Source organism: Pseudomonas wuhanensis, assembly GCF_030687395.1.
Classification (GTDB): Bacteria; Pseudomonadota; Gammaproteobacteria; order Pseudomonadales; family Pseudomonadaceae; genus Aquipseudomonas; species Aquipseudomonas wuhanensis.
Genome location: NZ_CP117430.1, coordinates 4,382,735 through 4,396,056, shown reverse-complemented (window position 1 = coordinate 4,396,056; position 13,322 = coordinate 4,382,735). Strand labels below are relative to the sequence as shown.

The window sequence follows — 13,322 nt, the reverse complement described above, 5'->3', positions numbered from 1 at the left end:
AGGCGGTTCAAACTGAGAATAAATCTCTGTCACATCAGCCAAGTAAGCCGATATCACAAGATTCCGGAGAGCCATTAGCCAGTTTACACGCTGCACAAGTTTCGATCGGCTCTCTGTCCAACGCCAGTGAAATTTCATACGCACCTCATGACAATCGGCGGCCGCGTCGGACCGTCACCCTGGATTCGATCCCGGAGCAGCCTGTTAATCCCGGTGATCCCAAACTCCAGCCTTCCGCTCCTTCTCGAAGAGGACCTAGACCTAATAGGGCCGGAACGACCGATAGCACTATGTCCAGACTTAGCGAGGCCAAAAGTCTTTCAATTCAAAGGCGATTTCTCGCGTCTCCGGCAGGTTCAAGTTACAATGGGACCGGCTCAATTGCCAGTGGTAGCAAAACAGGGTCAGTACAACTTCCATCTAGCTTTGAATTACCCACAAATGTCTCGTTCGGCAAGTACCCGGCCTTGCATGAACTCATAAAACCTATAATGTCTGACGCTGGCCTGGAATATATACTGGAGGCCTTCAAGTTTAGTGATAACTACTCAGTATCTTTTGATAAAAATCTTAAGATACATGGCCTGACCATTCCTGGTGAGGATCCACAAATTGGCCCGGCAGCATTCGAAAAATTTGTAGTTCCTCCAATGGGAATTAGCATTGAGCTCGATGATGATGTTGTTGCCCTCCAGGTAGCGCTCACTATCGCGCATGAGTGCTCCCACGTTGAACAACTCGAAAGTTTTACGTTACTTGATCTGCTAGGAAAAGATAAGGAAGTAGCCAGGTCAGGATCAAAGGTTGCCTCCATAGTCAGTAAAGCAAAACTGGATCAAACAAATATTTTAGAAACTCTAGGATATCACTCTGAGGTGTACAATCTTGCGTGGTACAGTATAAATACTGACCCGCCTCACGAAAAAAAAGAGCAGCTCCGAGCCTTGCGGGATATTGCGGTTTCCCAGCGAGATTTCCATTTTAATCAACTGCCGTATAATGTGGTGGAAGTGCTTCTGGCTGGTGAGCTCAAAGAAGCGTTGAGTTTGATTCTTATTGATGTGCCAATTAAGTTTCTTTCAAGTCCAGGACAGTCTTTGTAGTGCCGCATTTTGCCATGCCTGAACTTATAGTGTCGACGAGATAATCCTGATCAATCTCAAAAGGGTGAACAGTTCCGGAACTTGATCACCATCAAGCGCCACTCTGATCTGGCAGGGTCTGGTCGTTGCACGTCACGGCGTCCGGAAAATACGCCGAGACCGTGCGGCGACCAGGAGCCTACATCATATCAGGATATCAATTCCCCTCCCCACAAGACAATTTCCCCCCCTCCACAATAATCCTTGGCAGTGGCAAAACCGTGATGCTATGTAGTGGTCTAATGAAACCGGACACCCATTTAGGCGAGAATGCTCGCCAGATCGAGGTGTCAGATGACCAAACAACGCCGTTCCTTTTCTGCTGAATTCAAACGCGAGGCTGCCGACCTCGTGCTCAAGCAAAACTACAGCTACATCGAAGCCAGCCGTTCACTCGGCGTCGGCGAGTCGGCCCTGCGCCGCTGGGTTGATCAGGTTCAGCAGGAGCGCCAAGGTGTTACGCCGCAGAGCAAAGCATTGACCCCGGAACAACAGAAAATTCAGGAGCTGGAAGCCCGAATTGCCCGTCTTGAACGGGAAAAATCCATACTAAAAAATCTACCGCGCTCTTGATGTCGGAAGATCACGAGCGTTCGCGCTGATTGACCAGTTGAGCGTTCATGAGCCAGTTGATTGGCTGTGCAAGGTGTTTGAAGTGACTCGTTCGTGCTACTACGCCCAGCGTCTTAGGCGCCGCACGCCCGATGTTGAACGGCTTAGGTTGCGCAGCCGGGTGAGCGAGTTGTTCACGCAAAGTCGCAGTGCGGCGGGCAGCCGCAGCATCCTGTCGCAGATGCGTGAAGACGGTGAGCAACTCGGTCGATTCAAAGTACGCAGCTTGATGCGCGAGCTTGATTTAGTCAGCAAACAACCCGGATCACATGCCTACAAACGAGCGACCGTAGAGCGACTCGATATCCCGAACATCTTGAATCGGGAATTCGATGTTCCGGCACCCAACCAGGTGTGGTGCGGTGACATCACCTACATTTGGGCCCAGGGGAAATGGCATTACCTGGCTGTCGTGCTGGATCTTTGCACGCGTCGGGTGGTGGGCTGGGCGTTGTCGGAAAAGCCGGACGCTGAACTGGTGATCAAGGCCCTGGATATGGCCTACGAGCAGCGTGGCAGGCCTTCGGGTCTGCTGTTTCACTCGGATCAGGGGTCGCAATACGCAAGCCGGCTATTTCGTCAGCGATTGTGGCGTTATCGCATGCGCCAGAGCATGAGTCGCCGAGGAAATTGCTGGGACACTCAGTTCACTATGCTCAAGAGCGTCGGCCCAATCTGACCCGTGCTGGGATTGGCCAATAGAGTGCCTTTGCGTTGACCTGTCGATTGGACGCTGACGTTCCCTGGCATTGCCGGGCCCAGCGTCTGTGACCTGATAGGAGCCTTGTCCTGCATCTTGAGTGTCCTGTCCTGCGTATGGGGTTGGTAATGCGTTCTCATCGGAGGCATTAGTCATGAACAGCCCCATGGACGAAAACGAAGTCATCTTGGGAGTTGATACACATCTGGATACCCACGTAGGGGTCTTGATCAACACGAATGGAAACCTGCTTGGCTGCTTGGCGGTAACAACCGATACCAGCGGATATCTCAAGCTCGTTACCTGGGCCAACTCCTTCGGTATGTTGAAGCGTGCCGGCGTGGAAGGCACCGGAACTTATGGCGCGGGTTTAGCCCGTGTCCTGCGTGATCATGGCATCGAGGTGCTGGAGGTTAACCGCCCTGATCGCTCCAAACGCCGGCTCCAGGGGAAATCCGATCCCACCGACGCCGAGAGCGCGGCTCGATCCGTTCTTTCGGGAAACGCCACGGCGATCGCCAAGACCCAATCGGGTGTGGCCGAGGCGATGCGAGGGTGTCCCTGATTTTGTGTAAACGGGATTTCTATTAAACCGTTAACAGCCGGTCTTCAAACTGGATACTGAAGCGATTCAAAGCCGCTTTCCAGTCCCGGATCGGCATTGTCCACTTTTTGCTGATGTTGTTCAGCGCCAGATAAAACAGCTTCATAACCGCCTCATCGGTCGGAAATGACGCACGCGTTTTTATCACTTTTCGCAGGCTCATGTTGATCGATTCGATAGCATTGGTGGTGTAGATCACCTTGCGAATTTCGGCTGGATAGTCAAAAAACGGGATCACCCGAGCCCAGTTTCGTCGCCATGACAGGCTGATTGATTGGTACTCGGCGTCCCATTTTGCCTCAAATTCGCAGAGCCGTTGCTCAGCCAGCTCGGCGGTGGCTGAGGTGTAAATCAGCTTGAGATCAGCCGCGACTTCTTTCTGCCGTTTCCACGATACGAAGTTCAAACTGTTGCGCACCATGTGCACGATGCACAGCTGAACGACGGCTTTCGGGTAAACCGTTTCAATCGCCTCTGGGAAGCCTTTGAGGCCGTCCACGCAGGCAATGAAGATGTCCTGCACGCCCCGATTCTTGAGTTCAGTTACCACTTGCAGCCAGAATTTGGCGCCTTCGGTTTGCGCGATCCACAAGCCCAGCACTTCCTTGTGCCCCGCCATATTGACGCCGATGGCCAGGTAAACCGCCTTGTTGCGCACGGCGCCGGCATCGCGCACTTTGACGTGAATGCAGTCCAGGTAGAGAATCGGGTACAGCGCGTCCAGCGGTCGGGCCTGCCAGAGCTTGACCTCGTCACTCACCGCGTCGGTAATCGCCGGGATCAGGCTGGGAGAGACCTCTGTGCCGTACATCTCCTGCAAGTGCGCCTGAATTTCTCTGACACTTAAACCGCGAGCGTAGAGAGAAATAACTTTGTCATCGAAGCCCGTCCAGCGGGTTTGATGCTTGGCCACCAGCTGCGGCTCGAAGGAGGACTGGCGGTCGCGAGGTATGTCCAGCGGCAGTTCGCCGAAGTCGCCCTTTAGGGTTTTACCGCTGTGACCGTTGCGCGCATTGGCGGCAGCGTTGGTGATCGCTGCGCTTTTGTCGTGCCCCAGGTGTTCGGTCATTTCGGCTTCAAGGGCCCGCTCGACCAGCATCTTGGTGAGCTGTTTGAGCAGGCCGTTTTCACCGATGAGGTCCTCGGGCTTTTTGTAATTGGTCAGCAGGCTATCGGCCAATTTAACCAGTTCAGGATCAGGCTTGACTCGTTTGGCGCGCTTGGGTTTTGGCTCGGTCATTGGATTTCCTTGGGGTAGGCAGTCTCCTGCCAAATGACCGTTTACACAAAACTAATTACACCCTCTCGTACACAGCAGGGTACCACTATGCCTACACGGCCGCCGGGCATGCCTCAGCAACCCGCCTACACCCCAAGTAACAGTGCACCGCCGCCGAATGGCCCGCCGCCCCGAGCCGATAACTTCCCGCGCACCGCCCAGGAGGCGCGCGCGAACGCGTTCCCCAACCTTCCTTTTGCAAGCCACGCGCGGGCGACCGCCGAAGCCTATGGGCGGGCGAAACCGCGCCTGGCAAACCTTGCCCACAGGTTAGAACTCGACTTGCAAGCGCACTTGTCCCCCAGAACTGCTGCTCAAGGCGGTTTTCTAGAGCAGCTGACAGCACTGACCCAGGCCCGAACCGCGACGGCGCAACAATACGACGAAGCGTTCGGTGTGGACTTTCAAAGGCTTTCGAACGACGGCAAAACTACCCAGCAAAAGAACAACTGTTTTTTCATCTCCGCTCAGCAGATCTCAGCAATGGCCAGCGGTAAGCGACCCCAAGGGATACCCGATGCGGATGTTATCGAAAGTTTCCGTATAGCGAGGGAGGGCGGCGAGGAAGAGCCAGACCAAATGGTGCTGGCGAGCGGCACGCTGGCAAAGCGATTCGTGGACAACCTCAACTTTGGTAAGCCGCCCAATGAGCAAGTGCGTATCCATGTGATTCAGGTGCTGCCTGGGCACGTTCTCGATGAGATACAGGGCTCAAAGCACCCAGATGCCAAAGAAGGGTTCATTCTGGACATGGGCGGCCACTTCGAAGCATTGGCCGTAAAATCACCGTCTCCAAGTCCTTCACTCGTCGAAGCTTAGATCGTTGATGTCAGGCGTTGCGTGTTGTTCGCCAAGCGCCTTGATCATGCCGTGCAGGCGCAGGGTTTGTAGTTTGTCCAGAGTCGGATGGGTAGCATTTTGGTGTTCCTTTTTTAGGTCAGTGGTAGTAGCCGTGGCCGCGCAGGTTGATGTGTTCGTCGGGCAGCAGCGGCAGGTTTTGCTGGGCTAGCGGCAGCCGTTCCAGGCCTTGGCGCAGGATCGATTCAGGCTTTTGTAACTGCACGCGCCGAGTGCCAACGCACGCTGGCAAGCGGCTTCCAGCCGCTCTTCGCCGTGCTGTTACTCAGGCGCAGGATGCCCAGGCAGGCGCGGAATCCGTGCTGCGGATGGATCCGGCGTTCGAGGATGTAGGCGATGACGCCGGCTGTATTCGGGCCGGTCTGCTCTGCCCAGTGGATCAGTCGCTGCGGCGTCCATTCGGCATGTTCGCGGTGACTTTTGGGCATGTGCTCGGTTTGAGTTGTGTGGCGGCCTTTGTGCGGCGAGCGCAGATGGCTGGCCACCCGCTGGTTGACGTGGAAGCACTCGACGGTCTTATCGATTAGCCGCACTTCGAGTTGGTGCTTCACCAGTTGGTACGGCACCGAGTAGTAATGGCCGTCGACCTCGACGTGGTAGTCGATGTGCACCCGCACTTTTTTCCATTCGGCGTAGACATACGGATGTTCTGGGAGCGGTTGCAGTGCGGGTTGGTCGACGATGGTCTCGAAGGCCGAGCGGCGTGAGCCTAGCAGCTTCTTGAAGGGCTTCTGATTGAGGCGATCCAGCAGCAGCGCGATGGCTGTGTTGAGTTCGCCCACGGAGAAGAACTGGCGGTTGCGCAGCACCGCCAGGATCCACCGCTCGACCACTTGCACGCCGACTTCGACCTTGGCTTTATCCTTGGGTTTGCGCGAGCGAGCGGGCAGCACAGCCACGCCGTAATGCTCGGCCAGGTCGCGGTAACTGGGGTTGATGTCGGGCTCGTAGCGATGTGCCTTGGTAACGCCGCTGCGCAGATTGTCGAGTACCAGTATCTGCGATGTGTCGCCGAGAAAGGCGAAACGGCCCTGTTGCAAATAGGATCCTGAGCAGTGGTTTGCTCTTCAAACAGGGCTCAGAGGCCGAAAACCCTATTCACCAGGCGCACTTCGCCCTGGGGGTGCCCGTAATACCAGGACGCTGCCTGACCTTTGCGAAGGGCTCGCAGGGTTTCTATTCCTTTTATCGTTGCATACGCCGTTTTACGGGATTTGAAACCCAGCATTGGATTGATTATGCGTTTGAGTTTTCCATGATCGCACTCAATGGCGTTGTTCAGGTACTTCACCTGTCGCTGCTCCACGTCCGGAGGGCATTTGCCTTCCTGCTTTAGCACTACCGGCGCTTTGGCATAGGTGGGCGCCTTGTCGGTATTGATGACTTTAGGGATTTTCCACGCCTTCAGAGGCTTGAGCGTCTTGCGTAAAAACCAGTAGGCGGCTTGGGTGTTGCGACGGGGGAACGGTAAAAATCGAGGGTATGGCCGCGGTTGTCCGTGGCCCTGTACAGGTAAAACCATTTCCCCGAGACCTTGACATAGGTTTCATCGAGGCACCAGGAGCGCAAATCTGTAGGGTGATGCCAGTACCAACGCAGACGTTTTTCCATCTCCGGCGCGTAATGCTGAACCCAACGATAAATCGTGGTGTGGTCGACATTGACGCCGCGTTCGGCGAGCATCTCCTGCAGCTCACGGTAGCTGATGCCATATTTGCAATACCAGCGTACGGCCCAGAGAATAATGGGGCCCTGAAAATGCCGACCATGGAAAGGGTTCATACGCGCCTCCTTCAGTCCAAGGTAGGCTTTAGCTTAACTCTACAAACTATTTGCAACAGTGCCCGCCAGAACCCGAGCCGTTCTACGGGCTCTTTTTGCCGCAGCGTTTGCGCGAGGATCTGAGCCGCCGTCACCGGCGTTGAATTCCTGGTAGTAACGAAAGACCCAAAGCCCGAGAATGCGGGTTTTTTTCTGGGTGTTTAATCCCGTTATTCGCAGTCCAGCTGGCCCCCGGCGCGCGGTTGAAATCTTTGACATCTATACCACTAGGTGGTAACTTTTTATCACTAGGAGAGTCTATGCCAATGAGGGTGTTTAAAACGAAAACCTTTGCTTCTGCAGTAAAGAAGGCTGAAATCCCTGATGCGGATCTGTGCGAAGCGATCAAGGAAGTGATGCAGGGTCAGGCGGTTGATCTCGGCGGTGGCGTTTGGAAAAAACGCCTGAATGAAAACCGGCATCGCTCGATCATCCTGGCGAAGGGCGGCGACTACTGGGTGTATCAGTTCCTGTTTGCCAAGAGCGACCTGGACAACATCGGTAAAAAGGAGCTGGCCGGATTCAAGAAGCTTGCCAAAGCCTATGAAGGCTTGAGCAACGAGCAAATCCAGCTTCTGCTGAAGCGGAAAGACTTTTTGGAGATATGCAGCAATGGCTAAGAAATTCAAAAGCGAGGCTTTCGAGTCGATTCACAGCTCGGCCAATGCACTGCTGGCCATCGGCGCTATCGACAAGGCCACCATGCGGGAATTCGATGAGACCTGCATTGCCGAAGTGCCTGAAATCAGGCCTGCGCAGATCAAGAAAATTCGTCAGCGCAGCCACGTCAGTCAGCCGATTTTTGCCCGGTACTTGAACACCAGCGCATCGACGGTCAAGCAGTGGGAGGCCGGCGACAAGCGCCCGAGTGGCATGGCCCTCAAGCTGCTGGCCATCGTGGAAAAGCACGGTATCGAGATACTGGCTTAACCTTTCCACACATAGGCCCTCTGCTTTAGCAGGGGGCTTTCGTTATTGGTAACGCAGGGCCTAGCCTTGGCGCACCAGTTTGAACCTGGCGCCTTGATGGACGAAGTTCAGCCCCTCAAGATCCTCCGCTGTGAATCGGCCTGTTTCCTGGCGGAAATCCGGTGCCCCCTCATACAGCACGCCCTTCACCACCTGGCCCCTTATTTGGTCGTCTTCATCGTAGATGTTATAGCGGCCTTGCGGGTCGTATTGCTCGGTCATTGCTTGCTTCCTTGTAATGATGAATAGCTTGGACAGCAATTAATCCGAGCCTGAAATAGCGTTGATTGCAAGCATGGCCGTTTTCGATTGCAAGCAGTTACACCTACCCAACCCCGCCGCTGTGCGTGTTCGGCTTCGCCGAAACGGCTCTCGTAAACCAAGCCCCGGCCAAAAGCGCGGCGGGTCTTGGCCCTTCGGGCTTCGATCCTCACGCCTTCGCCCGTCCCGGGCTGCGCGCCCCGCTTCCGACGGAATTTTCTGGGGTTCCGGATTACCAATGGCATTCGGTTAAGGTGCGCTATGTTTGTTTGCTGGACAGCGAAGCAAGGCTCCCCCCCTCGATGCCCCATGAAGAAATGTCTGTGTTCTGGACAAAAGTCGGTAAGTTATTTCAGCGAACCTGCCAGTCCACGGATCCAGAATGGCAAAAACGCCGGCGTGTGATTGATACACGGTTGCTGGTTGTATTCATACTGAAGATGGTTTTAAGCAGGAACCGACAGGGCTATGGCAGCAGTCTTGGTGCACTGTGGGAGTCCTGTACAAACAAAGGAATCACTCTGCCCCGTACGGATGCCGTTGCGGCATCTTCCCTGTGTGAAGCCCGGCAGAAGCTGCCGGAAACCGTGTTCAAAACGCTCAACGACGAACTGATTTCACTTTGGCACGCTCACCGGGACACGCCGACCTGGAAAGGGCATCGGGTCTTTGCCATCGACGGCTCGAAAATCAATGCGCCCCGCGGCCTGCTGGAATACGGCTATAAAACACCACGGGAGACGACCCGGCATTACCCTTGCGCCATGGTGAGCGGGTTGTACAACTTGCAGGAGCAGTTGATTTACGATTTCGAGCTGGTACCCCATAACGACGAACGCCGCTGTGTGCCAGAACATCTGGCAAAACTGGAGCCTGGAGATCTGGTCATTTTCGACCGGGGCTACTTCAGCTACCTGATCCTGCATCAGGTCCTCACCAGCGGGCAACACGCCGTGTTCCGCCTGCAGCAGGGGACCACTAATTCTCAGGTGCCCGCGTTCTGGGATAGTGAGCAAACCACTGCTCAGGATCCTATTTGCAACAGTGCCTGCAGTATTGCGTTTGTAATATGGAACGCTTCGCCCGCTTTTGCCACATAGTATCAACACAAGAAGCTTTTAGTGCGCAGATGCCGGGCTGCGGCAAGCACATTGCTTCAGGTGGCCTGCCCAAACGAAAAAATGCCAAGCCCCAGTCACAGGAGCCACCATGCGTCCCCTATCGCCCTGTTCCGCAGCTCACGCGAGCGATTGCTTTCAGCTCGGATTCGATCCGCAGGCCACTACCGACTCGCTCAACCAGGCGCGTCCCTTTCAGCTCCCTTACCAAGTGGATGACATTCGGCACTTTCAACAAAACGGCGCTCGTCAAGGTTGGTCGCAGCAAAATAATGCGCCAATCGTCCCCGCGCCAGCGTCCTCTTCGGTGAGTCACGCGCCAGCACCGATGTCTCTTTTGCAACGCATCGCGCCGTTGGAAGGCGAAAGATACTCGCTTGCAAACATGGATGGCAGCGTTGCCCGCCGGATTGATGAACTGAAGGCGCAGTACTCTCCACATGAGCTGACGCGCGCGTTGATTGAACAACGCAACCCTCAAGACTTCTCTGGCGCATCATTGCCTTCGGGGCATTCGGTCGATAGTCGCACAACGGGATCAACGCAGGACTCGCGCTACTCCGATGCGTCTGGGCAGCCCCCCCCAGCTCGCTTGCCAGCTCCTCAAGAGCAATAGTGACGACTTTGCGCCGTGAAGATAGACAAAGGGCCGCGGCGCCTTATCCTTCCTCGAAAAGCTCCGGCTCGGGCGCTACCACCATTAAGGCTGGCCGGTGTAGGCACAAACCAGGTGGTGACATCAACACGAATACGTTCACTGGATGTGCTGTCACGGATGATGAACTGGAGCGCGGGGACAAGAAAGCAAAGGGGCGGGTTGCATCCCGAAGCTCTTTGTATAAAAAAGCAGCGAAGCTCGGCATAACCTCGACAGCTGAGGTTCACCGAGTACAGGTAGATGCCCTAGCCGCCAAACAAGGCTATTCCAGCCGACAGGAGGCTGACCTGGCACAACGGGACGAGCGGGCCGCCAAACAAGGCTATTCCAGCCGACAGGAAGCTGCACTGGCAGAAAGGGACGAGCGGGCCGCCAAACAAGGCTATTCCAGCCGACAGGAGGCTAGACTGGCAGAAAAGGACGAGCGGGCCGCAAAACAAGGCTATTCCAGCCGACAGGAAGCTGAACAGGCACAACTGGACGAGCGGGCCGCCAAACAAGGCTATTCCAGCCGACAGGAAGCTGAACGGGCACAATGGGACGAGCGGGCCGCCAAACAAGGCTATTCCAGCCGACAGGACGCTGAACGGGCACGAAGGGACGCCTCGGCCGTCCTTCAGTTAGGTCCAGGTGTAACGGGGGCCGATCTTAGCAGGACTCAAGCAGCTGAGAGAGCGCTTGCGGCGGACATAGCTATTGATGTCAGAGAGATTCGAAGTGTAAGAATGCCATTCAATTCTGCTCCTCTTATGTCTCCCCAGTTATCTTCAACCAGTGTGCGGCCCATCGTAAATTTGCTAAGCATGGAGCATGCGTGGGAGCGAGACTGAAATGCCGGGGATAGATTTACCATCCCTTCGCAAGATGAGGCTCCACTTTTCTTTGTCGTTACCCGAAACCGTTACGGCTGGGAAGAGCACTATCAGGGAGACTTCCAATGTCAATTGAAAGGCGGTTAAGGACACGCTGAGCAAGCTTGGCTGACTCTGGCAGGGTACGCGGATTCGCCTGCCGAGATGCTCTCATGAAGCCGGTGACCTTCACCGGTTTTATAAAAAAGCAGCGGAGCACGGCTTAACCTCGAGTGCCGAACTATCGCCGGATAGCAAAACATTTTTCCACCGCAGTGCTCGCTCCAAGCGACCATGGGATCATGTCCACGCCGAGTTACCCCGGCCCTGCGTCACCCTGGCCTTGCTCTGGCAAGAGTATCGACTCGCCCATCCGTAAGTCTTCCAGTACAGCTGGGACTGCGAGCACTATCGCCTCCTTCAGTCCAAGGTAGGCTTTAGCTTAACTCCACAAACTATTTGCAACAGTGCCGTTGAAGCTGGCGATCAAGGACGGCAAGCTGATCGTCCTCTCGGGCATGGTAGGTACGGGCAAGACCTCGACCTTGCAGCGGATTCAGGAATCGCTTGAACAGGAGAAGGAAATCCTGATCGCCCAATCGCTGGCCTTGAACATCGGGCACGTCACCATCGAAACACTGGAACTGGCGCTGTTCTGCGACCTGTCCACCGAAAAAGACGAACCGATGCCGAAGAAAAGTGAGCAACGGCCTCGCGTACTGCGCGAATTGATCAAGAAAAAGAAGAAGCCGGTTGTCTTGTTCATTGACGACGCCCACCAGCTCAGCGAAGACACGCTACTGAGCCTGAAGCGACTGATGGAAGTCATGCGCAGCGGGAAGAGCGTAAGCGTCCGCCCAACACACCTTGTGTGATTAAACGGGCGCCCACCTGTGCGGCAACAGCTCGGTTATCTCACTCGCACGCTGCGTCGGCAGGCGTGTAAGAACATCCTTCAAGTAAGCATACGGATCATGTCCGTTGAGCCGCGCCGACTGGATCAAACTCATGATCGCCGCCGCACGTTTACCGCTGCGTAACGAGCCCGCGAACAGCCAGTTCGAGCGCCCAAGAGCCCACGGCCGGATTTGATTCTCGCACCAGTTATTATCGATGGGCACAGCACCGTCATCGAGATAGCGCGTCAGCGCTATCCAGCGTTTGAGGCTGTAATCCAGGGCCTTGGCGATGGCCGAACCCTCAGGCACAAGCTGTCTTTGGGCGGTCATCCAGGTATGAAGTGCGTCGGCGATTGGCGCTGCTTTTTCCTGCCGTATTCGCTGTCGATCACCCGGTTCCAGCTCGCGGACTTCTCGTTCAACTTCGTACAAGGCCGCGATGTAGTGCAGCGCTTTTTCGGCGATCTGGCTCTTGTTGGTCGCATGCAAGTCGAAGAACTTTCGGCGGGCATGGGCCATGCATCCTATCTCCGTAACGCCCAGTTCAAAGCCTGCCTTGTAGCCGGCAAAGTCATCGCAGACCAGCTTGCCGTTCCAACCGCCCAGGAAGGCTCGGGCATGTTCGCCAGCGCGGCTTGGGCTGAAGTCGTAAACGACCGCCGCCAGGTCGGAGAACTGACTGGTGGCATAGGCCCAGACATAAGCGCGATGAGTTTTTTTAGCGCCAGGCGTCAGCATTTGTACCGGCGTCTCGTCGGCGTGAACGATGCCGTGCGTCAGCACGGCTTCGCGCAGCGCATCGACTAGTGGTTGGAGTTGCACGCCGCAGTTGCCCACCCACTGCGCCAAGGTCGAACGGGCGATGGGCAGCCCGGCGCGACCGAAGATTTTTTCCTGACGATACAGCGGCAAATGATCAGCGAACTTGGCCACCATGACATGGGCCAGCAGGCCTGCGGTCGGTATGCCTTTGTCGATGACGTGCGCCGGTACCGGCGCCTGGATTAGCGTTTCGCACTGCTCGCAGGCCCATTTCCCACGGATGTGATGCTCGACGGTGAACACGCCGGGCGTGTAGTCGAGTTTTTCACTGGCATCTTCGCCGATGCGCTTGAGAGCACAGCCGCACTGGCAATGGCTGTTGTCCGGTTCGTGATGGATCAGCGTGCGAGGAAACTGCGGCGGCAGCGCTGCGCGCTTAGGTTGCTGGCGCACTTTGGCTTCGACTGGTGTCGGTTGCAGCGCCTCAAGCTCGGCTTCGATAGCGGCAATATCAGTATCGATCAAGTCGTCGAGCAAGCTGGCCTGATCTGGACTTAGTTGCTCGCTGCGTTTGGCAAACTTGAAGCGCTTGAGCAGCGCGATCTCGTGGGCCAGCTTCTCGTTGACCGACTTTTGATGATTGATCTGCTTGTCCATCGTCTCGACGCGCTGGATCAACTGCGCCGCCAAAGCACGCAGTTCTTCAGGGTTTAATTGATCGAGATTCGGATGCGAAGTCATGCCGCCGATTTTGCCAGAGAGGGCTATGGGCGGCGATAGACTGATGC

The 13,322-nt window shown here is 55.7% G+C and carries 12 protein-coding genes and 4 pseudogenes; 10 read left to right on the top strand and 6 right to left on the bottom strand.

Annotated elements, in window-relative coordinates:
* The first annotated feature begins 290 nt into the window (after positions 1–290).
* From PSH88_RS20295 to PSH88_RS20285, 3 genes and pseudogenes are all read left to right on the top strand, one after another.
* Positions 291–1,103, top strand: coding sequence for a hypothetical protein (locus PSH88_RS20295; protein WP_305422265.1), 813 nt, complete (start codon positions 291–293; stop codon positions 1,101–1,103).
* A gap of 333 nt (positions 1,104–1,436) precedes the next feature.
* Positions 1,437–2,394: pseudogene (locus tag PSH88_RS20290) on the top strand (IS3 family transposase); the annotation flags it as partial.
* Positions 2,395–2,620: 226 nt separating this feature from the next.
* Positions 2,621–3,019: an IS110 family transposase gene (locus tag PSH88_RS20285; RefSeq protein ID WP_305422264.1), complete on the top strand. Its 399-nt coding sequence runs from the start codon at positions 2,621–2,623 to the stop codon at positions 3,017–3,019.
* 22 nt (positions 3,020–3,041) lie between these two features.
* Here PSH88_RS20285 and PSH88_RS20280 read toward each other — a convergent pair whose 3' ends face one another.
* Positions 3,042–4,298 (bottom strand): IS256 family transposase, encoded by a 1,257-nt coding sequence (locus PSH88_RS20280; RefSeq protein WP_305483342.1) that lies wholly within the window; start codon positions 4,296–4,298, stop codon positions 3,042–3,044.
* A 108-nt stretch (positions 4,299–4,406) separates the two neighbouring features.
* Between PSH88_RS20280 and PSH88_RS20275 the strand changes: the two genes are divergently transcribed.
* The gene (locus tag PSH88_RS20275; protein ID WP_305422263.1) at positions 4,407–5,156 is read left to right on the top strand and encodes a hypothetical protein; all 750 of its coding nucleotides are present in this window, start codon (positions 4,407–4,409) and stop codon (positions 5,154–5,156) included.
* Here the strand turns inward: PSH88_RS20275 and PSH88_RS20270 are convergent.
* The 3 pseudogenes from PSH88_RS20270 to PSH88_RS20260 form a co-directional block, all read right to left on the bottom strand.
* Positions 5,142–5,237, bottom strand: a pseudogene (locus tag PSH88_RS20270) (AAA family ATPase); the annotation flags it as partial. The gene PSH88_RS20275 and the pseudogene PSH88_RS20270 overlap by 15 nt on opposite strands.
* Before the next feature lie 37 nt (positions 5,238–5,274).
* Positions 5,275–6,220 (bottom strand): annotated as a pseudogene (locus tag PSH88_RS20265) (Mu transposase domain-containing protein); the annotation flags it as partial.
* A gap of 53 nt (positions 6,221–6,273) precedes the next feature.
* A pseudogene (locus PSH88_RS20260) lies at positions 6,274–6,977 on the bottom strand (IS6 family transposase).
* Between the two features lie 299 nt (positions 6,978–7,276).
* On the opposite strand from PSH88_RS20260, the gene PSH88_RS20255 reads away from it, so the two are divergent.
* Together PSH88_RS20255 and PSH88_RS20250 are read left to right on the top strand one after the other, a co-directional pair.
* The gene (locus tag PSH88_RS20255) at positions 7,277–7,636 is read left to right on the top strand and encodes a type II toxin-antitoxin system RelE/ParE family toxin (protein ID WP_305422262.1); all 360 of its coding nucleotides are present in this window, start codon (positions 7,277–7,279) and stop codon (positions 7,634–7,636) included.
* Positions 7,629–7,946 (top strand): helix-turn-helix domain-containing protein, encoded by a 318-nt coding sequence (locus PSH88_RS20250; RefSeq protein ID WP_305422261.1) that lies wholly within the window; start codon positions 7,629–7,631, stop codon positions 7,944–7,946. Before PSH88_RS20255 ends, PSH88_RS20250 begins: the two co-directional genes overlap by 8 nt.
* Before the next feature lie 60 nt (positions 7,947–8,006).
* Here the strand turns inward: PSH88_RS20250 and PSH88_RS20245 are convergent, their stop codons facing one another.
* The gene (locus PSH88_RS20245) at positions 8,007–8,207 is read right to left on the bottom strand and encodes a hypothetical protein (RefSeq protein WP_305422260.1); all 201 of its coding nucleotides are present in this window, start codon (positions 8,205–8,207) and stop codon (positions 8,007–8,009) included.
* 65 nt (positions 8,208–8,272) lie between these two features.
* On the opposite strand from PSH88_RS20245, the gene PSH88_RS20240 reads away from it, so the two are divergent.
* The 4 genes from PSH88_RS20240 (at position 8,273) to PSH88_RS20225 (ending at position 11,748) form a co-directional block, all read left to right on the top strand.
* A complete protein-coding gene (locus tag PSH88_RS20240; RefSeq protein WP_305422259.1) occupies positions 8,273–9,346 on the top strand; it encodes a transposase in 1,074 nt (357 codons plus the stop codon).
* A gap of 109 nt (positions 9,347–9,455) precedes the next feature.
* Positions 9,456–9,980, top strand: a complete 525-nt coding sequence (locus PSH88_RS20235) for a hypothetical protein (RefSeq protein WP_305422258.1) — start codon at positions 9,456–9,458, stop codon at positions 9,978–9,980.
* A complete protein-coding gene (locus PSH88_RS20230; RefSeq protein WP_305422257.1) occupies positions 9,980–10,852 on the top strand; it encodes a hypothetical protein in 873 nt (290 codons plus the stop codon). Before PSH88_RS20235 ends, PSH88_RS20230 begins: the two co-directional genes overlap by 1 nt.
* A 488-nt stretch (positions 10,853–11,340) precedes the next feature.
* A complete protein-coding gene (locus PSH88_RS20225; protein WP_305422256.1) occupies positions 11,341–11,748 on the top strand; it encodes an AAA family ATPase in 408 nt (135 codons plus the stop codon).
* Here PSH88_RS20225 and tnpC read toward each other — a convergent pair whose 3' ends face one another.
* Positions 11,749–13,275 carry an IS66 family transposase gene (gene tnpC / locus PSH88_RS20220; RefSeq protein ID WP_305422254.1) on the bottom strand — a complete coding sequence of 509 codons (1,527 nt, stop codon included), beginning with the start codon at positions 13,273–13,275 and terminating at the stop codon, positions 11,749–11,751.
* Positions 13,276–13,322: the final 47 nt, after the last annotated feature.

What these genes read in the sequence shown, in the direction of transcription:
- PSH88_RS20285 (WP_305422264.1), top strand. Translation starts at nt 2,621, where the DNA reads ATGGACGAAAACGAAGTCATCTTGGGAGTTGATACACATCTGGATACC.
- PSH88_RS20295 (WP_305422265.1), top strand. Translation starts at nt 291, where the DNA reads ATGTCCAGACTTAGCGAGGCCAAAAGTCTTTCAATTCAAAGGCGATTT.
- tnpC (WP_305422254.1), bottom strand. Translation starts at nt 13,275, where the DNA reads ATGACTTCGCATCCGAATCTCGATCAATTAAACCCTGAAGAACTGCGT.
- PSH88_RS20255 (WP_305422262.1), top strand. Translation starts at nt 7,277, where the DNA reads ATGCCAATGAGGGTGTTTAAAACGAAAACCTTTGCTTCTGCAGTAAAG.
- PSH88_RS20245 (WP_305422260.1), bottom strand. Translation starts at nt 8,207, where the DNA reads ATGACCGAGCAATACGACCCGCAAGGCCGCTATAACATCTACGATGAA.
- PSH88_RS20250 (WP_305422261.1), top strand. Translation starts at nt 7,629, where the DNA reads ATGGCTAAGAAATTCAAAAGCGAGGCTTTCGAGTCGATTCACAGCTCG.
- PSH88_RS20275 (WP_305422263.1), top strand. Translation starts at nt 4,407, where the DNA reads ATGCCTCAGCAACCCGCCTACACCCCAAGTAACAGTGCACCGCCGCCG.
- PSH88_RS20280 (WP_305483342.1), bottom strand. Translation starts at nt 4,298, where the DNA reads ATGACCGAGCCAAAACCCAAGCGCGCCAAACGAGTCAAGCCTGATCCT.
- PSH88_RS20235 (WP_305422258.1), top strand. Translation starts at nt 9,456, where the DNA reads ATGCGTCCCCTATCGCCCTGTTCCGCAGCTCACGCGAGCGATTGCTTT.